20 protein-coding genes and 2 tRNA genes are annotated in these 21,884 nt (G+C 63.3%); 14 read left to right on the top strand and 8 right to left on the bottom strand.

Annotation, left to right across the window (positions count from 1 at the left end; translation table 11 throughout):
• Nucleotides 1-5: 5 nt before the first annotated feature.
• Genes HMPREF0307_RS08685 through HMPREF0307_RS08700 form a run of 4 tightly spaced genes read left to right on the top strand, consistent with a single transcriptional unit; the run spans nt 6 to nt 3,239 of the window.
• Nucleotides 6-989 carry a substrate-binding domain-containing protein gene (locus tag HMPREF0307_RS08685; RefSeq protein WP_066491582.1) on the top strand — a complete coding sequence of 328 codons (984 nt, stop codon included), beginning with the start codon at nt 6-8 and terminating at the stop codon, nt 987-989.
• On the top strand, nt 986-2,047 hold the full coding sequence (locus tag HMPREF0307_RS08690; protein ID WP_066491585.1) for an ABC transporter permease: 1,062 nt from the start codon (nt 986-988) through the stop codon (nt 2,045-2,047). Before HMPREF0307_RS08685 ends, HMPREF0307_RS08690 begins: the two co-directional genes overlap by 4 nt.
• 4 nt (nt 2,048-2,051) lie before the next feature.
• Entirely contained in the window at nt 2,052-2,810 is a 759-nt protein-coding gene (locus HMPREF0307_RS08695) for an ATP-binding cassette domain-containing protein (protein WP_066491591.1), read from the top strand.
• A gap of 9 nt (nt 2,811-2,819) precedes the next feature.
• Entirely contained in the window at nt 2,820-3,239 is a 420-nt protein-coding gene (locus HMPREF0307_RS08700) for a holo-ACP synthase AcpS (protein ID WP_066491593.1), read from the top strand.
• Here HMPREF0307_RS08700 and HMPREF0307_RS08705 read toward each other — a convergent pair.
• Nucleotides 3,229-3,861, bottom strand: coding sequence for a TetR/AcrR family transcriptional regulator (locus HMPREF0307_RS08705; RefSeq protein ID WP_066491604.1), 633 nt, complete (start codon nt 3,859-3,861; stop codon nt 3,229-3,231). The two genes, HMPREF0307_RS08700 and HMPREF0307_RS08705, sit on opposite strands and share 11 nt — an antisense overlap.
• Before the next feature lie 6 nt (nt 3,862-3,867).
• Nucleotides 3,868-4,350 (bottom strand): thioredoxin-dependent thiol peroxidase, encoded by a 483-nt coding sequence (gene bcp, locus HMPREF0307_RS08710; protein WP_066491606.1) that lies wholly within the window; start codon nt 4,348-4,350, stop codon nt 3,868-3,870.
• A 107-nt stretch (nt 4,351-4,457) separates the two neighbouring features.
• Here bcp and HMPREF0307_RS08715 point away from each other — a divergent pair, with 107 nt between their 5' ends.
• A complete protein-coding gene (locus tag HMPREF0307_RS08715) occupies nt 4,458-4,733 on the top strand; it encodes a DUF3618 domain-containing protein (RefSeq protein ID WP_066491608.1) in 276 nt (91 codons plus the stop codon).
• Here HMPREF0307_RS08715 and HMPREF0307_RS08720 read toward each other — a convergent pair.
• Nucleotides 4,730-5,278: a nicotinamidase gene (locus HMPREF0307_RS08720; RefSeq protein WP_066491937.1), complete on the bottom strand. Its 549-nt coding sequence runs from the start codon at nt 5,276-5,278 to the stop codon at nt 4,730-4,732. The genes HMPREF0307_RS08715 and HMPREF0307_RS08720 overlap by 4 nt on opposite strands.
• 28 nt (nt 5,279-5,306) lie before the next feature.
• On the opposite strand from HMPREF0307_RS08720, the gene HMPREF0307_RS08725 reads away from it, so the two are divergent.
• The gene (locus tag HMPREF0307_RS08725; RefSeq protein WP_066491610.1) at nt 5,307-6,587 is read left to right on the top strand and encodes a glutaminase; all 1,281 of its coding nucleotides are present in this window, start codon (nt 5,307-5,309) and stop codon (nt 6,585-6,587) included.
• Nucleotides 6,588-6,799: 212 nt separating this feature from the next.
• Here the strand turns inward: HMPREF0307_RS08725 and HMPREF0307_RS08730 are convergent.
• Nucleotides 6,800-6,872, bottom strand: a tRNA-Lys gene (locus HMPREF0307_RS08730).
• Nucleotides 6,873-7,249: 377 nt separating this feature from the next.
• Here HMPREF0307_RS08730 and HMPREF0307_RS08735 point away from each other — a divergent pair.
• From HMPREF0307_RS08735 to HMPREF0307_RS08745, 3 genes are all read left to right on the top strand, one after another.
• Nucleotides 7,250-8,470 carry a L,D-transpeptidase gene (locus tag HMPREF0307_RS08735; RefSeq protein WP_066491612.1) on the top strand — a complete coding sequence of 407 codons (1,221 nt, stop codon included), beginning with the start codon at nt 7,250-7,252 and terminating at the stop codon, nt 8,468-8,470.
• Nucleotides 8,471-9,397, top strand: a complete 927-nt coding sequence (locus HMPREF0307_RS08740; protein WP_066491620.1) for an MsnO8 family LLM class oxidoreductase — start codon at nt 8,471-8,473, stop codon at nt 9,395-9,397. It abuts the gene before it with no gap.
• A 269-nt stretch (nt 9,398-9,666) separates the two neighbouring features.
• Entirely contained in the window at nt 9,667-10,542 is an 876-nt protein-coding gene (locus tag HMPREF0307_RS08745) for an endonuclease domain-containing protein (RefSeq protein WP_066491628.1), read from the top strand.
• Between the two features lie 51 nt (nt 10,543-10,593).
• Here the strand turns inward: HMPREF0307_RS08745 and HMPREF0307_RS08750 are convergent.
• Together HMPREF0307_RS08750 and orn are read right to left on the bottom strand one after the other, a co-directional pair.
• Nucleotides 10,594-10,669: transfer RNA gene (locus tag HMPREF0307_RS08750), tRNA-His, on the bottom strand.
• Between the two features lie 49 nt (nt 10,670-10,718).
• Nucleotides 10,719-11,366 carry an oligoribonuclease gene (gene orn, locus HMPREF0307_RS08755; RefSeq protein ID WP_066491630.1) on the bottom strand — a complete coding sequence of 216 codons (648 nt, stop codon included), beginning with the start codon at nt 11,364-11,366 and terminating at the stop codon, nt 10,719-10,721.
• 223 nt (nt 11,367-11,589) lie between these two features.
• On the opposite strand from orn, the gene HMPREF0307_RS08760 reads away from it, so the two are divergent.
• Entirely contained in the window at nt 11,590-13,137 is a 1,548-nt protein-coding gene (locus HMPREF0307_RS08760; protein ID WP_066491632.1) for an alanine/glycine:cation symporter family protein, read from the top strand.
• Between the two features lie 61 nt (nt 13,138-13,198).
• Here HMPREF0307_RS08760 and cmrA read toward each other — a convergent pair whose 3' ends face one another.
• Nucleotides 13,199-14,008 carry a mycolate reductase gene (cmrA, locus tag HMPREF0307_RS08765; protein WP_066491641.1) on the bottom strand — a complete coding sequence of 270 codons (810 nt, stop codon included), beginning with the start codon at nt 14,006-14,008 and terminating at the stop codon, nt 13,199-13,201.
• A 189-nt stretch (nt 14,009-14,197) separates the two neighbouring features.
• Here cmrA and HMPREF0307_RS08770 point away from each other — a divergent pair, with 189 nt between their 5' ends.
• The gene (locus HMPREF0307_RS08770; RefSeq protein ID WP_066491643.1) at nt 14,198-14,389 is read left to right on the top strand and encodes a PspC domain-containing protein; all 192 of its coding nucleotides are present in this window, start codon (nt 14,198-14,200) and stop codon (nt 14,387-14,389) included.
• 14 nt (nt 14,390-14,403) lie between these two features.
• On the opposite strand, the gene HMPREF0307_RS08775 is transcribed toward HMPREF0307_RS08770, so the two are convergent.
• Entirely contained in the window at nt 14,404-15,063 is a 660-nt protein-coding gene (locus HMPREF0307_RS08775; protein WP_066491645.1) for an alkaline phosphatase family protein, read from the bottom strand.
• Nucleotides 15,064-15,385: 322 nt separating this feature from the next.
• Between HMPREF0307_RS08775 and HMPREF0307_RS08780 the strand changes: the two genes are divergently transcribed.
• From HMPREF0307_RS08780 to HMPREF0307_RS08790, 3 genes are all read left to right on the top strand, one after another.
• Complete coding sequence (locus HMPREF0307_RS08780; RefSeq protein WP_066491648.1) at nt 15,386-18,184, top strand: FAD-binding and (Fe-S)-binding domain-containing protein; 2,799 nt, start codon at nt 15,386-15,388, stop codon at nt 18,182-18,184.
• A gap of 663 nt (nt 18,185-18,847) precedes the next feature.
• Nucleotides 18,848-20,386 (top strand): AbgT family transporter, encoded by a 1,539-nt coding sequence (locus HMPREF0307_RS08785; RefSeq protein ID WP_066491650.1) that lies wholly within the window; start codon nt 18,848-18,850, stop codon nt 20,384-20,386.
• A gap of 3 nt (nt 20,387-20,389) precedes the next feature.
• Complete coding sequence (locus HMPREF0307_RS08790) at nt 20,390-21,760, top strand: M20 family metallopeptidase (protein WP_066491653.1); 1,371 nt, start codon at nt 20,390-20,392, stop codon at nt 21,758-21,760.
• Nucleotides 21,761-21,884 lie beyond the last annotated feature (124 nt).

Consider the following 21,884-nt stretch of genomic DNA (forward strand, 5'->3'; position numbering starts at 1 on the left):
CTCGAATGAGAAAGATGTGGAAGGCTTGGGCGACCGTTGTGACGGTCGCGGCGTTGGCGGGATGCTCGGCGACGGGTGGTGCGCCGCGCAAGGATGCGGGCGTTGGAATGGCCGGTGGTGTCGACACGCCGCGGCTCACGGTCGCGATGGTCTCGCACGGCGCGCCGGGCGATACGTACTGGGACCTCGTGCGCAAGGGCGCGGAGGACGCGGCGCAGAAGGACAATATCGAGCTGCGTTACTCTTCGGACCCGCAGGCGCCGAACCAGGCGAACCTCGTGCAGTCCGCGATTGACGCGGGCGTCGATGGGATCGCGGTGACCATGCCGAACGCGCAGGCCATCGGGCCGGTCGCGCAGAAGGCCGTGGACGCGGGGATTCCGACCGTGGGCCTGAACGCGGGCATGGATGAGTACGAAAAGTACGGCATGAGCGCGTTCTTCGGCCAAGACGAGTCCGTCGCCGGTGAGAAGGCTGGCGAGAAGCTCAAGGGTGAGGGCGCGAAGCACACGCTGTGCGTCATCCACGAGCAGGGCAACTCCTCGCAGGAGGCGCGCTGCGCGGGCGTGAAGAAGGGCTCGGGCGCCAACGTGGAGCTGCTCTACGTCAACGGCCAGGACCTCACGGCGGCGCAGTCGACGCTGCAGGCGAAGCTGGCCCAGGACAAGAGCATTGATTGGGTCATGGCGCTGCAGGCCCCGGTGGCGTTGCGCGCTGTGGACGCGGTGAAGGACGCGGGCTCGCAAGCGAAGATCGCCACGTTTGATACGAACGCGGAGCTCGTCGGTGCCATCCAGGACGGCGACGTCGCGTGGGCCGTGGACCAGCAGCCGTACATGCAGGGCTACATGGCGGTCGATGCCCTGTGGCTGGCTCAGCGCAATGGCTCGACGCTCGGCGGCGGGCAGCCGGTCTACACAGGCCCGAGCTTCGTCGATGCCGAGAACGTCGACACTATCGCCGAGTCCGCTAAGGAGGGCCTGCGATGAGTATCGCCGTGACAGAAGCAGACATCACCGCGCCGGAGACGGCGGGGGATGAACGCGTGCGGGAGCGAGGGGGCATCGGAAGGCTGGTGCGCCGCCCGGAGATGGCGAGCGTGCTCGGCGCGGTGCTCATCTTCGCGCTGTTTATGATAGTCGCGCCGGCGTTCCGGTCGCTCGAGGCGTTCTCGACGGTGCTCTACTCGAGCTCGACGCTGGGGATTGTGGCGCTCGCCGTGGGCCTGCTCATGATTGGTGACGAGTTTGACCTGTCGAGCGGTGTCGCGGTGACAACCTCGGCGCTCGTGGCGACGATGCTCAATTACAACCTGCACCTCAACTCGTGGGTCGGTGCGGGGCTGTCGCTGCTCGTGGCGCTGGGGATTGGTGCCCTGAACGGATACCTCGTGGTGCGCACAAAGATCGCGAGCTTCCTCATCACGCTGGCGGCGTTCCTCGTGCTCCAAGGCCTGAACCTGGCGGTGACGAAGCTGGTCACCGGCCAGGTGGCGACGCCGACGATTGCGGATATGGAAGGTTTTCCGTCCGCGCGCGTCGTCTTTGCGGGCACCATTCATGTGGGTGGACTGAGTATCCGCGCGACGGTGCTGTGGTGGATCTTCTTCGTCGCCGTGGTGTCCTTCTTGCTCTATAAGACGAAGTTCGGCAACTGGATCTTTGCGGTGGGCGGCAACGCGGACGCGGCGCGCGCCGTGGGCGTGCCCGTCAAGCGCGTGAAGATTATCTTGTTCATGTTCGTCGGCTTCGCGGCGTGGTTCGTGGGCATGCATACGCTCTTCGCGTTCGACTCCATTCAGGCGGGCCAGGGTATCGGCAATGAGTTCTTGTACATCATTGCGGCGGTCATCGGCGGCTGCGCGATGACGGGCGGCCGGGGCACGGCGGTGGGCACGGCGATCGGTGCGCTCATCTTCGGCATGACCAACCAGGGCATCGTCTACGCCGGCTGGAACCCGGACTGGTTCAAGGCCTTCCTCGGCGCCATGCTGTTGTGGGCGGTGCTCACGAACACCGGATTTACGAGCTGGGCGAAGAGGAGCTAGGAAGATGACAATTTTTGAAGCGCGGGATATCGCGCAGCAGTTTGGCAATTTTCAGGCTCTTTCCGATGTGTCGTTGCGGCTGGAGTCCGGCCAGGTGACATGCGTGCTGGGCGATAACGGCGCGGGTAAGTCGACGCTCATCAAGATTCTGTCGGGCTTGCAGCGTCCGACCGCGGGATCGTTGGCGCTGGACGATGCTGAGGTTTCTTTCACCAGCCCGCGAGACGCCCTCGACCACGGTATCGCGACGGTCTACCAGGACTTGGCGCTCGTGCCGTCCATGCCGGTGTGGCGCAATTTCTTTGTGGGGCAGGAGCTCACAGGAGCCTTCGGCCGGCTGAAGGAAGCCGAGATGCGACGGATTACCTCGGAGCAGCTTCAGGAGATGGGCATCGATCTGCCGGATGTGGGCGTGGACCTGGAGGCGCTCTCCGGCGGCCAGCGCCAGGTCGTGGCGATTGCACGTGCCATCTACTTCGGCGCGGAGTTCCTTGTGCTCGACGAGCCGACCGCAGCATTGGGCGTGAAGCAATCCGGGATGGTGCTGCGGTTTATCGCGGCGGCGCGCGATCGCGGGATGGGTGTTGTGTTCATTACGCACAACCCACACCACGCGCACCTGGTGGGCGACCACTTTGTGGTGCTCAACCTGGGGCGGATGGTCCTCGACGCGGCGCGCAAGGATGTCACGCGTGAGGAACTCACCCGCTGGATGTCCGGCGGGGCGGAGCTGGAGGTGCTCGAGCACGAGCTCGCCCGCTAGTCTGAAGACATGTTCTCCGTCGGCACAGACCTCGTCCACATCCCCGGTTTTGCGGAGCAACTCGCGCGGCCGGGCACGCGATTTACGGGTGTGTTTTCCGCGGCGGAACTGCGCCTGGCCACGCAGCGTTTCGGGAGCGGATCGGCGCGTCAGGCCGAGCACCTGGCCGGTCGCTGGGCCGCGAAGGAAGCATTCATCAAAGCCTGGTCGCAGGCGCTCTACGGGCGCCCGCCGGTCATCGCACCGGACGACGTGGACTTCGCTGAGATCGAAGTTCGCGCGGACGCATGGGGACGCGTCGGCCTTGAGCTGCGCGGCGCAGTGAAAGACGCCGTGGACGAATCGCTGGGGCAGTGGACTGCGTCCCTGAGCATCAGCCATGATGGGGATTACGCGACGGCCACGGTGCTGCTTGTCGCTAACTCGTAGCGACCGCAAAGAGGTAGGCGACGAGCATGCGCTTGATCTCCGCGACGACGTGGTCGAAGTTTTCCTCTGGGCCAGAAACGGCGTAGTTGAGCAAGGAGACGACGGTGTGCACGAGGAAGCCGGCGAGCTCGATGCGCTGCTCATAGGGGGAATCGGGAGCAAGCGGCGCGAGGATATCGGCGAGGGGCTCGAGCATCTCGCGCTCGGTCGCGGCCGCGGTAGCACGGGTGGCCGGCGTGGATTGGACGGCGTGCCACACGGCGCGGCGGGAGGGGTCCTCGCGCCACATGCGCGCGAGGTGGTCGATGAACTCGTCTAGGAAGTCCGGCCACTGGAGGGCAGGGACGTGCTCCGAAAAGGAACGGATCTCCTCGAGGTTCGCCGCGGTGTCTTGGCGGTCGAGCTCACAGATGAGCACGTACTTGTTGGCGAAGAACTGGTAGAGCGTGCCGATGGGTACTTCGGCGCGCCGGGAGACCTCGTCGAAAGTGAAAGACTCGAAGCCGGCCTCGATGAGCACCGCGCGCGCCTCTTTGAGGATCCGCTCAAAGCGCGCGCGGCTGCGGGCTTGAGCGGGGCGGCGGCGCGGGACGAGGAGCTCGGCGTCGGAGGAACTGATCATAAAACGCTAGTCGAGCTCTTTGAGAATACGCGCGACGTGGCCGGTGGCCTTGACGTTGTACTTGGCCAGACCGATGGTGCCATCCGGCTCGACGAGGAAGGTGGAGCGGATAACGCCCTGGATGACCTTGCCGTAGTTCTTCTTCTCTCCAAACGCGCCGTAGGCCGTAAGCGTCTCCTTCTCCGGATCGGACAGCAGCGGGAAGTTGAGGTCGTGGTCCGCGCGGAACTTGGCCAGGGCCTCCGGCTTATCAGGGGAGATGCCCACGATAGCCACGTCAGAACCGTTGAGCTGCTCGAAGGCGTCGCGGAAGTCGCAGGCCTCGGTGGTGCAGCCGGGCGTATTCGCGCGCGGGTAGAAGTAGACGAGTACGCGCTGGCCCGCGAAGTCGGACAAGGAGACCGTGTTGCCCTTGTCGTCGCTCAGGGAAAAGGCGGGGGCGGTGTCGCCCTCAGAAAGTCGAATCTGCTCAGTACTCTTCTCAGTCATGTATCCCACCATACCGCGTAGGAGTGAGCAGCCTATCACAGCACGCAGACGCGCTGTGCGCTAGTGTGGGGAGAGCAAAAACTTAGGCGAAACTTGAGGAGTACACCATGGCACGCAGCACCGATGACATCCAGCGCGATATCGAGCGCACCCGCCGCCAGCTGGCCGGCACCCTGGACGAGCTGACGAACCGCACGAAGCCGCAGAACTTCGTTAACGACGCAAAGGTACAGGCCACCAGCAAGCTGCAGGAGCCGCAGACCCAGAAGGTCCTCGCCGGCGTCGCCGTAGCTGTCGTTGGCCTTATCGCCCTGGGCGTTGCCCGTTCGCGCCGCCGTTCCAACGACATCAAGGAGCTGCAGAAGCTCCTCGCGCAGCGTTAAATTACTTCAGCGCCGCCCTCTGCCAACTCGGTGAGGGCGGCGTTTCCGCGTTTTTCATCCACCGGCGAGCACAACTCCCGCAGTACCCGCACCTCAAAGCCCGCCTTCAGCGCGTCGAGCGCCGTGGCGCGCACACAATGGTCCGTCGCAATTCCGCAGACGTCGAGCTTTCCGATGCCCCGTTCCCGCAGCCAGGCTTCCAGCCCCACCCCCGAGCCATCACCGTTCGTGTCGGCCTCGAACCCTGAATACGCCGCGGTGTAGGCGCCCTTTTTAAAGGCGGCATCGGCAGGCTGGAGCGCCGGGTGAAGCTCGGCGCCGGGGGAACCGGCGACGCAGTGGACGGGCCACGTGTCGATGAAGTCTGGCTCGTCTGCGAAGTGCCCGGCTGGGTCGATATGCCAGTCCTGGGTTGTGACCACCATGTCATAGGTGCCCTGCAGAGCAGCGATTTTCTCGGCGATCTCGTCGCCGCGGGCGGTGCCCAGCGCGCCGCCGGGGCAGAAGTCATGTTGGACGTCGACAATCACGAGTGCACTCTTCATGGCGCATAAGTCTATATGCTGGGCAGGCATGAAGACGCCGATTCCGTATTACCTGGGCCAGATTCTCGAGTCAGTCCGCGACGAGGACGGGGGAGAGGTCGCTGACTACATCCCGGAGCTTGCCAACGCCGACCCAAACAAGCTCGCCGTGGCGCTGTGCTCGTCTACCGGGCACGTCTACTCGGCGGGCGATGCGGAGCATGAATTTTCCATTCAGTCCATCTCTAAGCCCTTCGTCTATGCGCTGGCGCTCCAGGAGCTGGGACTCGATGCCGTGCGTGACGTCGTGGGCATGGAGCCCTCCGGCGAGGCCTTCAACGAGCTCTCGCTGGGCCGCGACTACCGCCCCGTCAACCCGCTCATCAACGCGGGCGCCATCGCGGTCAATCAGCTCATCAACGGCGTCGACTCCTCCGTCGAGGACCGCAACGCGCGCCTCAACGAGTACTTCTCCCGCCTCGCCGGCCGGGACCTCTCCGTCGACGCTGGTGTCGCCGACTCGGAGCTCAACCACGCCGACCGCAACCTCTCGCTCGCGCACATGCTGCGCAACTACGACATCATCAAGGATGACGCGCACGACGCCGTCCTCTCGTATACGCACCAGTGCGCCATCCGTGTGGACGTGCGTGACTTGGCCGTCATGTCCGCGACGCTCGCCAACGGCGGCCGCCAGCCCGTGACGGGCGACAAGATCCTCGACGCGGACGTCTGCCGCCTCACGCTCGCCGTGATGAGCTCCTGCGGCATGTACGACGGCGCCGGCCGCTGGATGGCCGAGGTCGGCATTCCCGCCAAGTCTGGCGTCGCCGGCGGCCTGTTGGGTACCCTGCCCGGCCAGCTCGGCGTGGCGACCTTCTCGCCCCGTCTCAATGAGTCCGGCAACTCCGTGCGCGGCGTCGAGGCCTTCAAGCTGCTCTCCTCAGACATGGGCCTGCACCTTATGAGCACGGACAACCGCGTGGGTACCCACCCCATCCGCTCCAAAGAGGAAGACGAGGACCACGCCGTTATTCACCTCCAAGGCCACATCAACTTCTCCGCCGCCGAGGCCATCCTCTACGAGCTCCAGGGCTACGACCTCGACGCGTGCCGCGTGGCCCTCGATATCTCCCAAGTCCCCAGCCTCAACCGCGTGGGCCGCCGCATGCTCAAAGAAGGCCTCCGCCGCCTGCGCGAGGGCGGCAACGAGATCGCCGTCATCGACCCCGACGGCACCCTCACCGACCGCGAGCTTTCCGATGGCACCGTCGTCCCTCTCGCAGACGCCGAGGACTATCACATCAACGGCGAGGACGTCCGCGATTAAGCCCTGGCTCCGTGTCCTGCGGTGACCTGCTCTTACCTTACGAGACGCCCACGCGAATATCGGGCGCGTGAGAGCCTATCTTCGCCTAGAATCGCTCGCAACGCGCCCGAAAACGACGTGCCAGCGCCGTAAGTCCCGCAGCGACGCGGAGCTCCCCTCAGGGCGGGCGGGAAAACGCAAAATCCCGCCGGGCGAACCCGGCGGGAAGATTGTGCGCCATCAGGGACTTGAACCCCGAACCCACTGATTAAGAGTCAGTTGCTCTGCCAATTGAGCTAATGGCGCTCACGTTGTCCGTCTGGGCTGTGCGCCCTGCCGTGCAACGAGAAATAACTTTAACCCGCGTTGGCTTGGATGTAAAATCGCCTGGTAGGCACTGCTTTTTACCCCTGTTCTATCGTCCGAGTCTAGCGCGAAAATGTGGGAAGCGTGCCTCGGCCTCTCGCGGTGGGGCGCTCTCTAGGTGCTCCGTACGCCGGTGGCCGTCGGTGATTAAAGGTGTGATGTGCCCGAATTTAAATCGGTGCCAACGCGGGCGATCGCCGCGGCGCAGTGGGCCATTGTGCTGCCGCGCCACTCCGAGAATTGGGTTAGCAATTTAAGAAATTTCACATTAGGATATTGCGCGTATGTCTGCCCCCTTATCACTTAAGGCTTGAACCGTGACAATTCCTCGCCGTCTGTCGGTCATTGCTACCCTGACCGTTGCCTCTATTTCCCTCGCTGCCTGCTCGTCCGCTGGTAACGGCGAAGACACCTCCCCCGTTGCGGAAGTTTCTTCCGTGGCCAATGAAGCTCATGACGCCGCCGCATCCTCGGCTGCACAGGCTGCTAAGAAAGCGCCTAAGTTCTCCGTGAAGAACAATGCGACGGGCGTCTCCGTCACGAAGCCCACTACCGTGACCTCGGACGAAGGCGACGGCCTCGCTAAGGTCACCATGACTAATGAATCCGGCGGCGCCGTGGAAGGCGAGTTCTCCGAAGATAAGCAGACCTGGTCCACGACGGAGGTCCTCGGCTACGGCCGTACCTACACCGTCACGGCGAAGGACAAGAATGGCAAGTCGAAGACCATCACGTTCACCACGGATAGCCCGGCGTATACGACGGGCGTGGGGCTGAGCCCGCTGCCGGATTCCACTGTGGGCGTGGGGCAGACCATCGGCTTTAATTTCTCGTCCGCCCCGCAAGACCGCCAGGCAGTTCAGGACGCTATCGAGATTGAAACCTCCCCGCACGTGGATGGCGCTTTCTACTGGCTGAGCCCCACGGTCCTGCGCTGGCGTCCGCAGAAGTTCTGGGAGCCGGGCACGCAGGTCAAGGTGAAGGCCAACATCTACGGCCTCGACATGGGCGGCGGACTCTTCGGCGACGCGGACAACGAAACGAACTTCACGATTGGTGACCGCACGGTCTCCATCGTCGATGACAACACGAAGACCATGCAGATCTGGAAGAACAAGAAGCTCATCAAGACCATGCCGGTCTCCCTGGGCCTCGAGGTTCCTGGCCGCGTGACCCCCAACGGTTGGTACACGGTGGGCGACCAGTATGACCAGCTCATGATGGACTCCACCACCTACGGCCTGGCTCTCGACGCCGGCGGCTACCAGACCATGGTGGACGACGCGACGCAGCTGTCCTACTCGGGCATCTACGTCCACTCCGCCCCGTGGTCCGTGTGGGCACAGGGAAGCCAGAACACCTCGCACGGTTGCATCAACGTCTCCCCGGAAAACGCTCAGTGGTACCTGGATAACGTCAAGCGCGGCGACGTGGTCTATGTCAAGCACACCTCCGGTGGCATCCTGCCTGCCACGGATGGCTTGGGCGACTGGAACATGGGCTGGGACGAGTGGTCCGCAGGTAACGCGGAGCAGTAAATGCGTTTCTCTGTCCTCGACCGTGCCGACCGTGCGACCGGCGAGGGCTTTCCGGACGTCGTGGGTCATGCCCGCCACGTCGAGCGCCTCGGCTTCGAGCGCTTCCTCGTAGCTGAGCACCACGGCGTGCCCGGTATTCCCGCGGGCCAGCCCGCGCTGCTTGCTGCCCACGTCGCGGCGCACACGCAACGTATTCGTGTCGGCACCGGTGGCATCATGGTGCTCAATCACGCGCCTTTCATCGTCGCGGAGCAAATCCGCCTGTTGGAGACCCTCTACCCGGGCCGCATCGACATCGGCCTCGGCTCCTCGGTCGGCTTTACCGCGCCCATCCGCGAGGCCCTCGGCTCGCGCCCCAAGGAGCGCTTTGAGGCCCACCTCGGCGAGCTCCTCGCCCTCCTGGACGGCACTCCTCCCACGCCCCAGCCTGCCGATGCCCCCACACCCTCACTCTTCCTCCTCGCCGGCTTCCGCTCCGCTTTGACGGCCGCCCGCTTCGGCCTTGGCGTCATCCTGGGCGGGCCCGTCCACACCCAGGAGGCCGCGGCGAAGGCCTACCGCGAGAACTTCGCGCCCGGCGTTCTCGACGCGCCGCACGTGATCTCCTCGCTCAATATCGCGGTGGCTGATACGGAAGACGATGCCCGCGCGCTTCTCCTTCCTGAGGCCGTCGCGAAATCCCTCTCTCTATCTACAGGTGAGTTCCCCTCGCTCGATCCGCGTCCGGACCTCGAAATGCTCACAGCCCAGCAACGCCGCCGCGTCACCGAAGCCCAAGCCCACGACGTCTTCGGCACCCCACGCGTCGTCCGCGACCGCCTCCATGCCATTGCGCAGACCCTCGGCGTCGACGAATTCCTCGTCACCGGTGACATGCCCGACCGTCCCGGCCGCGCCCGCAGTGAGGAACTCCTCGCACAGCTCTAACCTCGCATAGACCAGCCTCGGGCACGTCTTTTTTTGTCCCGTTTGCTCTCCCCGTGAACCTCATTCAGGACGTAGGGACAAGGAAACCCCACAGGCAGGCGTTTGCATCCTGCGGAGGTCCGGCGGTCTCCAGCGACTGTCTTTTCTTGTCCCGTTTGTCCTCCCCGCGCCCCTCGTGCCGGAAGCAGGGACGAGAAAACTTCTGCCCTGCGCGAGGTGGGATTGTCCGCTAATCTGTGGGCAACAAGGAATGAAGGGGGGAGAGTTCCATGGGGGATCTCGTCGCGACCGGTGCGAGTCCGCGGGAATTGAGAGCGGCAGCGCAGAAGAATCACGTCATCAAAATCTGTCACGGCTTGTACGTCACCAGGCGGCCGACGGCACACGAGCTCTGGGCTATCGTGAGCACTCGGTGGCCGCGGGCGGCGCTGACCGGAGAGACTGCAGTGCAGGTCTTCTTGGGTGAAGAGCTCACCTTTCCGCTGGAGATAGCTGTGCCTAGTTCCATGCCGCGGTCTATGTGGTGGAACGTTCGTCGGCGTAAAGGTGCAGCCGTGGTGGACGTGAACGGCCTGCGCGTCGTGTGTCCTGCGCAGGTCATTGAACACCTTGCCGACGATGAGCGGGCCGTGCAGCTCCTTGAACACCGGTATTCGGGTAGGAACGGCAAAGAATTCCTCGATACCGAGCTTCAGGACGTCCCCAAACTTCCGCACCGCACGCGAAGGTTGCTTGTGCAGGCTGCGATCGGGGCCGATTCCGTACCCGAGCGCACCGTGGCTCGAGCATTGAAAGAGAAAGGATTCCATGTCGAGTCCAATTTCATCATCGGGCCCTACCGTTGGGACATTGTCCTCCCGAAGGAGAGGATTGCGGTGGAGATTGACGGCTATGAGTTTCATATCGACAAGAAGCCTTTTGTGCGCGACCGGTGGAAGAACAATGACGCCGTTCTACGTGGCTGGCTTACGCTGCGCTACAGCGGGATGTGCGTTACTCACCATCCGAGTTATGTCATTGAGCAAATAGCCACTGCCCGTAAACCGAATTTATCCTCAGCTTGGCATTCGTTTGTGGGGCGCTGGCACCGACTCTGGAACAATATTACGCATTTCGATCCATGGGATGCGCCGCCGGTTCATTAGCTAGGCGGACGACAAAAGCTCCGAACCCTGAGGTTCGGAGCTTTTAGACTTTGGGGTGGCTGACGGGGCTCGAACCCGCGACACCCAGGATCACAACCTGGTGCTCTACCAGCTGAACTACAGCCACCATCGCTACTCAAAAGCAGCAATGAGTAGATTAACCCACAGGCGCTAAATTACAAAAACGCCTGGTAGACGGCCACAGACTCTTCCTGCGCGGCGAGCGCCTCATCGGAGTCGGGGCCTTCGCCTGGAACGAAGACGCTGCGGCGGTAGTAGTCGAGCTCGCGGATGGACTCGATGATGTCGGCCAGCGCGCGGTGGGCCATGCCCTTTTCTGGCTGGTGGTAGTACGCCTTGGGGAACCAGCGGCGCGAGAGCTCCTTGATAGTGGAGACGTCGATCATGCGGTAGTGCAGGGCGGCGTCAAGGCGCGGCATGTAGGCGCGGATGAACGTGCGGTCCGTGGCGATGGAGTTGCCGGCCAAAGGCGCGGGATGCTCCGGATCGCAGTGCTCAGCGATAAGGGCCAGTACAGCATTTTCGGCCTCGTGCACGGACACGGTGGAGGCGCGGATTTCGTCGAGCAGCCCATTGGAGGAGTGCATATTGGTGACGAAGTCATCCATCTCGGCCAGTTCTTCCTCGGTGGCGTGAACGACGAGGTCCAAGCCTTCGCCCACCACGTTGAGGTTGCCGTCGGTGATGATGGCGGCGACCTCCACGATGACGTGGCGGGAAGTATCCAGGCCTGTCATCTCGAGGTCAATCCACACGAGGCGGTCATGCTTGGGGGCGATGTCAGCTTGAGTCATGGCAACCATTGTAGCCCTCGTGTCTTACCCCCAAAGCGGGGCGTTGTGTTCAACGTTTTCGACGCAGCCTGAGTCCAAACGTGCTGCATATCACAACTAATCGCATATTGCGGAGTGAAACATGTACGAGAAAATTCGTTATCTAGCTCACTTTTTCTTAACTGTTGGTGCATTATCGTTATCAACTCATCGCCCTTCTCTGGATGAGGACTCACTTGAGTAGGAGCCCGCAATGTCAGCGTTTTTAGACTCACTCAATTCAATTATTTGGTCGCCAGCACTCGTCTTCCTTTGCTTGGGGGCTGGCATTTACTTCACCCTCGTCACGAAATTCCTGCAGATCCGGTGTATCCCGGACATGTTGCGCCAGCTCGTCCACGGCGAGAAATCCGAAAACGGTGTCTCATCATTCCAGTCGTTGATGATCTCGCTGGCTGGGCGCGTCGGCGTGGGCAATATCGCCGGCGTGGCCACGGCTATCGCCTTTGGTGGGCCAGGAGCCGTGTTCTGGATGTGGGCGGTGGCGCTGCTCGGCTCGGCGACGTCCTTCGTGGAATGTACGCTCGCGCAGATTTATAAGGAACAGGACCGCGATACCGGCGAATACCGCGGTGGTCCGGCGTACTACATCGAAAAGGCGTACAGCCACACCAAGGCTGCTCCATTCATGCTCATCTATGGCGTCGTGTTCGCGATCTCAATGATTCTCGCCACCAGCTACTTCCTGCCGGGAATCCAGGCCAACGGCGTGGCGGCAGCGGTCAACAATGCGTGGGGCATCGACTTCACGTGGTCTGCGGTGGTCCTTGCCAGCATCCTCGCCATCATCATCATCGGTGGCGTGAAGCGCATTGCCAACTTCGCCTCCGTTGTCGTGCCGTTTATGGCGGCGGCGTACATTATCATCGCCGTGGTCATCCTGTTCATGAACTTCTCCGACATCCCGCACGTCTTCGGGCTGATCTTCCGCTCCGCATTCAACATGGAAGCTGGCTTCTCCGGCATGCTCGGCGTGGCGATTATGTGGGGTGTTAAGCGCGGTATTTACTCCAACGAAGCCGGCCAGGGCACCGGCCCGCAGTCTGCCGCCGCAGCTGAGGTTTCCCACCCGGCGAAGCAAGGTTTCGTCCAGGCCTTTGCGGTCTACATCGACACGCTCTTCGTGTGTTCTGCGACCGCGTTCATCATCATCTCGACCGACATGTACAAGGTCTTCGAGGGCGAATCCGAGGACGGCCCGGTGCGCTACGCAGGCTCGTTGGCAGAGGGCATTCCCGTCGGCCCTGGCTTCGTGCAGGAGGGCATGAGCTCTGCCTTCCACGGCGTGGGCCCGACCTTCGTCGCCATCGCTATCGCATTCTTCGCCTTTACAACGGTGCTTGCGTACTACTACATGGCAGAGACCAACCTGACCTACTTCAATCGCTGGGTGAAGAACCGCACCGCCCGCCGCGCGCTCGTGTGGCTGTTGCGCGTGCTCATCATCGTCTCGGTGGTCATCGGTGCATCCACGACGCCGGGCGCGGCCTGGGCGCTGGGCGACATCGGAGTCGGCGCTACCGCGTGGCTGAACATCGTGGCCATTCTCTTCCTGCAGGTCCCGGCCCTCAAGGCTCTCAAGGACTACAGCGCGCAGAAGAAGCAGGGGCTCGATCCGCAGTTCGATCCGGAGGCGCTGGGCATCAAGAATGCGGGCTTCTGGACCGAGCGCAAGGCCGCGCGCGAAGGGTTCGCAGCGGACGTGCGCGCCACCGAGCGCACGGCCCCCGAAAACGTCTAGCTTGCCGATGCCCCCGTTCTACTCCCCGCCGCGCCCCCAGCGCCGCGGGGAGTAGTCGTCCTTAAGCCATTTTCGCGTAGAAACTGCCGATGACCGGCGCGGCGATAGGCGTGGGCACGACCTGGCCGGCCAGGTTCATGAGCTTCGACAACGGGCCGGGGACCACGCGGCGCTGGTTGCGCGCCATGGCTTTCAACGTTTCGGCCGAGCAGGACTCGTACGTGGTCCACAGGAAGTCCGGCACGACCTTGTCCACGATGGACTGCTCTTCCTCGGGAACGACGGCGTCGCGCACGGGTCCCGGCGCCAGCAGCGTGCAGGTCACGCCGGTGTCCTTGAGCTCGTAGTGCAGTGCTTCTGTAAACGCGTTGACGCCGGCCTTGGTAAACACGTACGTCGCGTTGTTGGGAATGGAGACGTTGCCGGCCGCCGAGCCGACGTTGCAGATGGCACCGCGGCGGCGCGGCAGCATCTGCTCGAGCGCTGCGCGGGTGAGCCGGTGGACGGCTGTGCCGTTGAGCGCGAACTGCTTGGTCTCGTAGTCCCAGTCCTGGTCCATGAATTTGCCGAAGCTGGCGATGCCCGCGGAGTTGATAAGGATGGTGACCTCGAGCTCGCCCATGCGGGCAATGAGGCGGTCGACATCGGCGGCATCGGAAAGATCGGCGGCAAACGCCTCAGACTCCACGCCGAAGCCGCGCAGCTCGGCTGCGATGGATTCCAGTACGGCCTCGCGGCGCGCGACGAGGATCGTGTTGTAGCCCATCTTGGCCAGGTCCGTGGCCATTGCCTTGCCGATGCCCTGGGAGGCGCCGGTCACCACCGCGTACGAGGTGGGGGAAGGGGCAGGCAGGCCGTGTGCACGGGTCATGAGGGTCCTTTCAACAGATAAATTACGTTGGGCACCAGCGTAGCGTGTCGCACGGACACGAGGCGGCAATTGTGGCGAGCACAGGTGAGGCTGGAAATCAGGGTAAACCCGGATGCGCAGGGCTTCTACTTCGAGTTGAATAAAAAGTGTCAGACAACACTAGACACGACGACCAGCAAGGAGACCACCATGAACAACCGACTTACTCGTTCGACGACCGACCGCTACGTCGCAGGCGTTTGCGGCGGCATCGCGGAGACCTACAACGTTGACCCCGCTGTGGTTCGCATCATCTTCATCGTGCTGACCCTCATGGGGTTCTCCGGAGTGTTGGCCTACGCCCTCATGTGGTGGATCATCCCCGAGGGCCCGGCCATCTAGGCACTGTCATCTCGCTACTGCAGCGGTCCGAACCCCATAAAGCCGCGCCAGGTGTCCCATTCGTCCTGGAGCGCCGCGCGCAGGCTTTCGGGGTGGGCCTCGCCGTCGATGAGAGAGGCGTCGATGGTGCGGATGCCGTTGTCAAAGAACAGGGCCGCGTGTCCCGCCGCGCCGTAGCGCAGGACGGGCACGAGGTTGAGTCCGTCGAAGGACAGGCGCGCGTTAGGGCGCACGTCGAGTCCGGCGATGGCCGCGAGCGTCGGTGCCAGATCAAGGGGCGAGACGAGCTCGGCGCAGTCGCCATCTTCGACAACGCCAGGCCAGTGCAACGACATCGTCGTGTGGTCGCCTGTGAGCGTCACGGCTGCCAGCACGCACTGTGGGTTCGTGTCGAGCAGGTCTGTGAGAATCGCGGGGTCGGGTTCTTCCAACAAGAGGAATGTGGGCCCAGCGTGTTGCGCGGTGGGATCCTCGGTGACGGTCCAGCCAGCCTCGGCGAATACGTCGGTGATTCGCTTCGTCGCTTCTCGCTGCGGATATTGCCCGGTCAGTGCGGCTCGGCGGTTAGCCGGATACGCCGGGGCGGGGTTGTAGCAACGGCTAAAGGCTTGGCCGGGGGCATCGCTAAGCGGGGCGGCGAAGGTGGCGAGGACAATAAGGCTAGGCGAGTGCATATTCCCATGGTGCCACTGGGCCGTGCTCCGTGCGGGCGGTGACCTCGACGCGGGAGTATTCGATGCCTTCGAAATCGTCGAGGTGTTCCCCACGCGGCCGCGAGGTTTCCGGTCATGGTCACGATCCGGGAGCGCACCCAGATGTGGTCGGTGTTCGACCACAGTGATGGTTAGCTTGGCGGTGCACACGATACAGCCGCGCTGCAGGGGCTGGGCTAGACCCAGAAGGCCACAAGCGGCCCTGTGGCAGCGCCCCTATGCGGGGTAAAACTAAGGCAATACTTCATCGTTAAAGCAGGTTTGAGCTTCTACGATGAAGCATATGACCACGCCTGTTTTGGATAAGTCCCTGCCCGCCCAGGATGTTCGCACGCAGCTCGTGGAGCGCGTGAAGTACGCCTCGGATGCGTCCCACTACTATCAAATGCCGGAGGCCGTCGTCGTCGCGAAAGACGCGGCCGAGGTCGCCGCGGTGTTCAAAGCCGCCGCGCGCGATGGCAAGCCGGTGACGCTGCGCTCCGGCGGCACTTCGCTGGCCGGCCAGGCCTCGGGTGACGGCATTCTGGTCGATACCCGCCGCCACTTTAAAGACATCGAGGTCCTCGACCAAGGCAAGCGCGTGCGCGTGCAGCCGGGCGCGACAGTCCGCCAAGTCAATGCGCGCCTGCAGCTGTGGGGCTACAAGCTTGGACCGGACCCGGCCTCGAGCTCGGCTGCGACCATTGGCGGCGTCGTCGCGAATAACTCGTCCGGCATGGCGTGTGGCACCGAATTCAACACGTACCGCACGCTCGAATCCATGACGTTCATATTGCCGTCCGGCACGATGATCAATACCGCGGACAAGGACGCCAACGCGCAGTTCAAGGCCCAGGAGCCGGAGCTCGTGGAGACGCTGGAGCGCCTGCGCCGCCGGGTCAACGACAACCCGGAGTCCGTGGACATCATCCGCCGCCACTTCGGGCTGAAGAACACGATGGGCTACGGTCTCAACTCCTTCCTCGACTTTGAGGATCCGGTCAAGCTCTTCGAACACCTGCTCATCGGCTCCGAGGGAACCCTCGCCTTCGTCGCCGAGGCTGTCTTCCGCACCGTGCCCATTTCCAAATTCGCCACCACCACGGTCGCGGTCTTCGACGACCTGGATTCCGCGACGCGCGCACTGCCGGACCTGCTGGATTCTGGCGCTGCGACGCTGGAGCTCATGGACTCCTCGTCTATCCGCGTGGGCCAGGAATTGAAGGGCGTGCCTGCGGCGATCACGGGCTTCGACGTGGACAAGCAGGCCGCGCTGCTCATCGAGTATCACGCCAACGAGGAAGAGGAACTACGCTGCCTCCAGGACAAGGGCTCGGCGCTCCTGCGTGAGCTGCCGCTGCGCGCACCGGCGGAGTTCTCCCAGGACCGCGTGGACCGCGCGGTGGCATGGGCCTTCCGCAACGGCCTCTACGCCTCCGTCGCCGGCGCTCGTAAGTCCGGCACGACGGCGCTGCTCGAGGACGTCGTGGTGCCAGTTCCGGATCTTGCGCCGACGTGTGAGTCTCTCCAAGAGCTGTTCAAAAAGTACGGCTACGACGACGCCGTCATCTTCGGCCACGCCAAGGACGGCAATATCCACTTCCTGCTCACGGACCGCTTTGAGGGCGACGAGGCACTGGGCCGCTACAACAACTTCAACGAGGGCATGGTCGACCTCATCCTCGCCGCTGGCGGCAACCTCAAGGCCGAGCACGGCACCGGCCGCGCCATGGCACCGTATGTGCGCCGCCAGTACGGTGACGAACTCTACGACGTCCACTTGGAACTTAAGCGCGCCGCTGACCCGCGCGGCACCATGAACCCGGGCGTCATCATCGACGATGACCCGGAGGCCCACATCCGCAACATCAAGCTCAACCATGAGGTCGAAATCGACATCGACCGTTGCGTCGAGTGCGGCTACTGCGAGCCGGTCTGTCCGTCGCGCAACCTCACCATGACTCCGCGCCAGCGCATCGTCGTGCGCCGCGCCATGGCCAAGGCCCGCGCCGAAGGCCGCGAAGAGGATGCCAAGGAGCTCGCCGAGGCCTACGAGTACCAGGGCATCGACACCTGTGCGGTCGACTCCATGTGCGTTACCGCCTGCCCCGTGGGCATCGACACCGGCAAGTTCGTGAAGAAGCTGCGCTCCCAGCGCACCGGCGCCAAGCAAGAAGTTACCCGTGCCGTGTGGGCTGGGGCGGCGAAGGCGTGGCCGGCGGTGCCCACGGTGGCATCGGCAGCCTTGACCGGCGTCAACGTCCTGCCTACTGGCCTGGTACAAAAGGTCACCGATGTCGCACGTGCCTTGGTGGGCGAGGACATCATGCCCGAGTACCAGCCGGAGCTGGGCAAGGGCGGCAAGCTGCGCTCGCGTCTGGGTGAGCATGTCGGCGCGCCGGGCGAGCCCATTGCCGTCTACGTTCCGGCCTGCGTCAACACCATGTTCGGCCCGTCTGGCTCGGGCGTCGGCGCTACCGATGCCTTTGTGGCCCTCGCCGAGCGTGCCGGCGTGAGCCTCCGCGTGCCCAAGGACATCGATGCGCTCTGCTGTGGCACCCCGTGGACCTCGAAGGGTATGAAGACGGGCCACGCGATCATGGAAAAGCGCGTCCAAGCCTCCCTCATGGCCGCCACGGATCACGGCCGTTTGCCCGTGCTTTCCGATGCCTCCTCCTGCTCCGAAGGCTTCAAGGCCATGGCCGAAGCCGCGGGCCTTACCGTCATCGATGCCGTGGCCTTTACGGTCGAGCACATCCTGCCCACCCTCGAGGTCAAGCACAAGGTCTCCTCGATTACGCTGCACCCGACGTGCTCCTCGAAGCACCTCGACATCATCGGTGACCTCGAGACCGTCGCCAAGGCCGCCGCCCGTGAGGTCCACATCCCCGCCGACTGGAACTGCTGTGGCTACGCCGGCGACCGCGGCATGCTCCACCCGGAGCTCACCGCCTCGGCGACGCGCGATGAGGCGAAGGAGGTCGCGGAGATCGACTCCGCGCACCACGCCTCGCTCAACCGCACCTGCGAGCTCGGTCTGTCGCGTGCGACTGGACACGAGTACCAGCATGTGCTGGAGCTGCTGGAAGTCGCGAGCCGGTAGTTCCTAGTCGCTACTTGGTCCATTGAGGTTGGACATAGCCGCAGGTTGCGCTTTTCTCCGCGAAGAGCGCGACCTGCGGCTATGGCCTTTTTGAGGGGCCATCTACCGCACAATGTGTAGCCATGTCGTACGCGCTGCGCGTTGCCCTCGACACGGATGCCTCTCCACACTGGGGCACACCTTTCACCCAAACTATCTATCGGGATATGGAGTTTCCCGATGGCGCGACGCTGTCCACGCTCCACGTCGCTCAAGCTTTCCGATGCCCCCGTCACCGCATCCTCCGCATAATCCAGCAACGCGACCTTATCCTTGGTGCCCCACTGAAATGTCATGACGTACTCCTTCTACTGAAGTGTTCTCCTTCCTTCGTGGAACTACTGACGTGCGGGCAGGGAGGATTGGGCGATGTGATGGGGGAGAGGAACTTCGCAGAATTCGCGCACTTCGGCGTGATGTCGGTTATAGTCACGCACATAGTGAGTAACTTGTATCACACTGAAAGAAGTTCGTCTCTACCGTCACGTCATTGACTCTGAATGTAAGGAGCCAGCCATGGCAACACCGACATCCGAAGGTGCGCCGCGCGCCGAGGACCGTTCCTAGAAGAAGGCCGCCGCGCAACGACAATCGGGCGGCTGGCTCGATACATTCCTCAACGGCGTGGAAGCAGTAGGCAACAAGCTGCCCGAGCCGTTTACTATCTTCCTCATTCTCTACGTCATCACGGCGGTAGCCTCGTCTATCCTCGCGTGGAATGGCACGAAAGTCATGGTTCCGGGCAGCGATGAGGAACTGGCCATCAAGGGCCTGTTTACGGGCGAAGGCATGGCGTGGTTCACCACGACGCTGGGTGAGAACTACATTGGTTTCCCGCCACTGCTCACGGTGCTTCCCATCCTGCTGGCCGTCGGCGTGGCGGAGCGCTCCGGAATGCTCTCCGCGCTCATTCGCAAGCTCTTCGGCTCGGCGCATCCCACGCTGCTGCCGTACGCGGTCGGCGTCATCGGCGTCACTGCGTCCGTCATGGCGGATGCCGCGTTCGTCGTCGTGCCGCCGCTCGCCGCGATGGTCTTTAAGGCGGCGGGCCGCCACCCGGTCGCGGGTCTCATCGGCGGTTTTGCGGCCGTCGGCGCGGGCTACTCCACAGCACTCGTGCCCACGAGTTTGGATGCCCTCTTCGCCGGAATCACCAACGCCGTCATGCAGACGCTGCCGAATTTTCAGTTCGCGGACGTCAACGCGGTGAGTAACTACTTCTTCAACATCACGAGCTCGATTGTCCTCGGCATCGTGGCCGGCTTCATCATCGACAAGGTCATTGAGAAGCGCATGTGGCAGCAGGAGGTCCCCACCGAGGAGCACATCAACCTGGAGGAGGCCGCCAAGCGCGGCGACCGCGACGAGAACGGCGAAGAGCTCAGTGCCGAACTGTCCAAGAAGGAAATGCGTGGCCTCATCTTCTCGGTCCTCGCGGCCGTCATCGTCACCGCGGTTATCCTCTTCGCAGCGCTCATCCCGGACTCCCCGTGGCGCAACGAGACGGGCGGTTACTTGCCCAAGTCGCCGCTGCTGAGCTCCATTGTCTTCATCGTCTTCCTCTACTTCCTCGTCATGGGCATCGTCTACGGCCGCATCGTGGGCACGGTGAAGAACGTCAAGGACGTCGTGGACATGATGATTGGCTCGCTCAAGGACATGTTGTCCTTCCTCGTCCTCGCGTTCATCCTTGGCCAGTTCGTCGCGCTCTTCGCATGGACCGGCATCGGTACCTTCACGGCGGTCCATGGCGCGGCCTTCCTCGAATCCATCGGGCTCACCGGCTTCCCGGCAGTCCTCGCGTTCATCGTGCTGGCCTCGCTGCTCAACCTGCTCATCATCTCAGGTTCGTCCATGTGGACGCTCATGGCCTCGGTCTTCGTCCCGATGTTTGCGCTGCTGGGCTATGAGCCGGCCTTCATTCAGGCCGCGTTCCGCGTGGGTGACTCCGCGACGCAGATCATCACCCCGCTTAACCCGTACATGATTGTTATGCTGGGCCTGCTCCAGCGCTACGAACCGAAGGCGGGCCTGGGCACGCTGATGTCGCGTCTTATTCCTTTCGTCATCCCGTTCTTCACGGCATGGGTCATCCTGCTCGCCATCTGGTTCTACGCGGACCTGCCGCTGGGGCCGGGCAACGGAATTATGATCGAGGGATAATGCATGGCTGATTCACCTGAAGAACATCCCACTGTGCCGTCGACGGCGTACCTCGACGCGATGCATCGCCAGCTTGAGGGCGATATCGAGCGCGTCATTGAGGCCGTCGTCGCCCCCACCGCACCCACTGCAGCGTGGGATCTCATCGAAAAGTGCGTGGAGGACCTCACGGACACCCTCAACCACATCGTGGCGGATCTTCACGCACATCCGGAGACCGCCTTCGAGGAATACCGCAGCTCCGCCCTGCTCGCGGACATTATCGAAGAACGCGGCTTCACCGTCACGCGCGGTGCCTACGGCGTCGGGACCGCCTTTGAAGCGTCCTGGCAAAGCCCCGATTTCGACGAAAGTAAGCACCCCACCGTCGCTATCCTCGCTGAGTACGATGCTCTGCCTGGCATCGGTCATGCGTGCGGCCACAACATCATTGCGGCCGCGGGCGTGGGCGCGTTTCTCGCGCTCACTGCGGCGCTGCAGCGGATAGAGACGGTGCCCGCGGGGCGCATCGTCGTGCTGGGGACCCCGGCCGAAGAGGGGCATACGGGGAAGGAATACATGATTCGCGGCGGCGCCCTTGACGGCGTCGATTGCGCGATGATGGTCCACGGCTTCGGCTATGACATCGCCTCACACGTGTGGCTGGGACGTCGCAGCGCCACCATCACGTTTGAGGGCGTGCCCGCGCACGCCTCCGCAAGCCCATTCATGGGGCGCAACGCGCTCGATGCTGCAACACTCGCATACCAGGGCCTGGGACTTTTGCGCCAACAGATGCCGCCGGGGGATAGGCTCCACGCGATTATCGAGGACGGCGGCGATTCACCCAACGTCATCCCGCGACATGCCTCGCTCAACCTCTACGTGCGCTCGGGCGAGGTGGAAACCCTCCTCGATTTGTCCCGCCGCGTCGACGACATCATGCATGGTGCCGCACTCATGTCCGGCTGCGGCTACCGCGTCGAGTGGGACCTCAATCCCATGTCACTGCCGGTGCGCAACAACGAGGTCCTCGCACAGCGGTGGGCGCGCACGCAGTCCCTGCGCGGCCGTGTTGCCTTGCCTGCCGGCGTCGTTCCGGAGACCCTCGCTGCGTCCACGGATTTTGGCAACATCTCGCACCTTGTGCCCGGTATCCACCCCGTTATCAAGGTCTCGCCCGACGATGTCGTCCTGCATACCGAAGCCTTCCGCGAATGGTCTATCAGCGACAACGCCCGCACCGCCGCTGCCGATGCCGCCGTGGGGCTCGCCCAGACCGCCTTCGACGTTCTGGCAGACCCGGAGCTTCTCGATGCCGCCCGTGCCGAGTTTGCCGCCGCCGGTGGCGCCAAATCGGTGGAGCAATTGTTGAGTGGGGAGCATCAGATTTAGTTTCTGTATCTATTGTGCCGGGGTGTGGTTGCACCGCCCCGGCTTTCTTTGTTTTCAGTCACTGATGGAGGGGAACCCGTGCATTCTTCGTGGTTTAGCACCGAAGAAGTGGGGTATTCGGGGG

The organism is Corynebacterium sp. DNF00584 (genome assembly GCF_001552965.1).
In the GTDB taxonomy this organism is placed as follows: Bacteria; Actinomycetota; Actinomycetes; order Mycobacteriales; family Mycobacteriaceae; genus Corynebacterium; species Corynebacterium phoceense.

Excerpts from the sequence above, each read along its gene's own strand:
- HMPREF0307_RS08685 (WP_066491582.1), top strand. The coding sequence starts at position 6 with ATGAGAAAGATGTGGAAGGCTTGGGCGACCGTTGTGACGGTCGCGGCG.
- HMPREF0307_RS08690 (WP_066491585.1), top strand. The coding sequence starts at position 986 with ATGAGTATCGCCGTGACAGAAGCAGACATCACCGCGCCGGAGACGGCG.
- HMPREF0307_RS08695 (WP_066491591.1), top strand. The coding sequence starts at position 2,052 with ATGACAATTTTTGAAGCGCGGGATATCGCGCAGCAGTTTGGCAATTTT.
- HMPREF0307_RS08700 (WP_066491593.1), top strand. The coding sequence starts at position 2,820 with ATGTTCTCCGTCGGCACAGACCTCGTCCACATCCCCGGTTTTGCGGAG.
- HMPREF0307_RS08705 (WP_066491604.1), bottom strand. The coding sequence starts at position 3,861 with ATGATCAGTTCCTCCGACGCCGAGCTCCTCGTCCCGCGCCGCCGCCCC.
- bcp (WP_066491606.1), bottom strand. The coding sequence starts at position 4,350 with ATGACTGAGAAGAGTACTGAGCAGATTCGACTTTCTGAGGGCGACACC.
- HMPREF0307_RS08715 (WP_066491608.1), top strand. The coding sequence starts at position 4,458 with ATGGCACGCAGCACCGATGACATCCAGCGCGATATCGAGCGCACCCGC.
- HMPREF0307_RS08720 (WP_066491937.1), bottom strand. The coding sequence starts at position 5,278 with ATGAAGAGTGCACTCGTGATTGTCGACGTCCAACATGACTTCTGCCCC.
- HMPREF0307_RS08725 (WP_066491610.1), top strand. The coding sequence starts at position 5,307 with ATGAAGACGCCGATTCCGTATTACCTGGGCCAGATTCTCGAGTCAGTC.
- HMPREF0307_RS08740 (WP_066491620.1), top strand. The coding sequence starts at position 8,471 with ATGCGTTTCTCTGTCCTCGACCGTGCCGACCGTGCGACCGGCGAGGGC.
- HMPREF0307_RS08745 (WP_066491628.1), top strand. The coding sequence starts at position 9,667 with ATGGGGGATCTCGTCGCGACCGGTGCGAGTCCGCGGGAATTGAGAGCG.
- orn (WP_066491630.1), bottom strand. The coding sequence starts at position 11,366 with ATGGTTGCCATGACTCAAGCTGACATCGCCCCCAAGCATGACCGCCTC.
- HMPREF0307_RS08760 (WP_066491632.1), top strand. The coding sequence starts at position 11,590 with ATGTCAGCGTTTTTAGACTCACTCAATTCAATTATTTGGTCGCCAGCA.
- cmrA (WP_066491641.1), bottom strand. The coding sequence starts at position 14,008 with ATGACCCGTGCACACGGCCTGCCTGCCCCTTCCCCCACCTCGTACGCG.
- HMPREF0307_RS08770 (WP_066491643.1), top strand. The coding sequence starts at position 14,198 with ATGAACAACCGACTTACTCGTTCGACGACCGACCGCTACGTCGCAGGC.
- HMPREF0307_RS08775 (WP_066491645.1), bottom strand. The coding sequence starts at position 15,063 with ATGCACTCGCCTAGCCTTATTGTCCTCGCCACCTTCGCCGCCCCGCTT.
- HMPREF0307_RS08780 (WP_066491648.1), top strand. The coding sequence starts at position 15,386 with ATGACCACGCCTGTTTTGGATAAGTCCCTGCCCGCCCAGGATGTTCGC.
- HMPREF0307_RS08790 (WP_066491653.1), top strand. The coding sequence starts at position 20,390 with ATGGCTGATTCACCTGAAGAACATCCCACTGTGCCGTCGACGGCGTAC.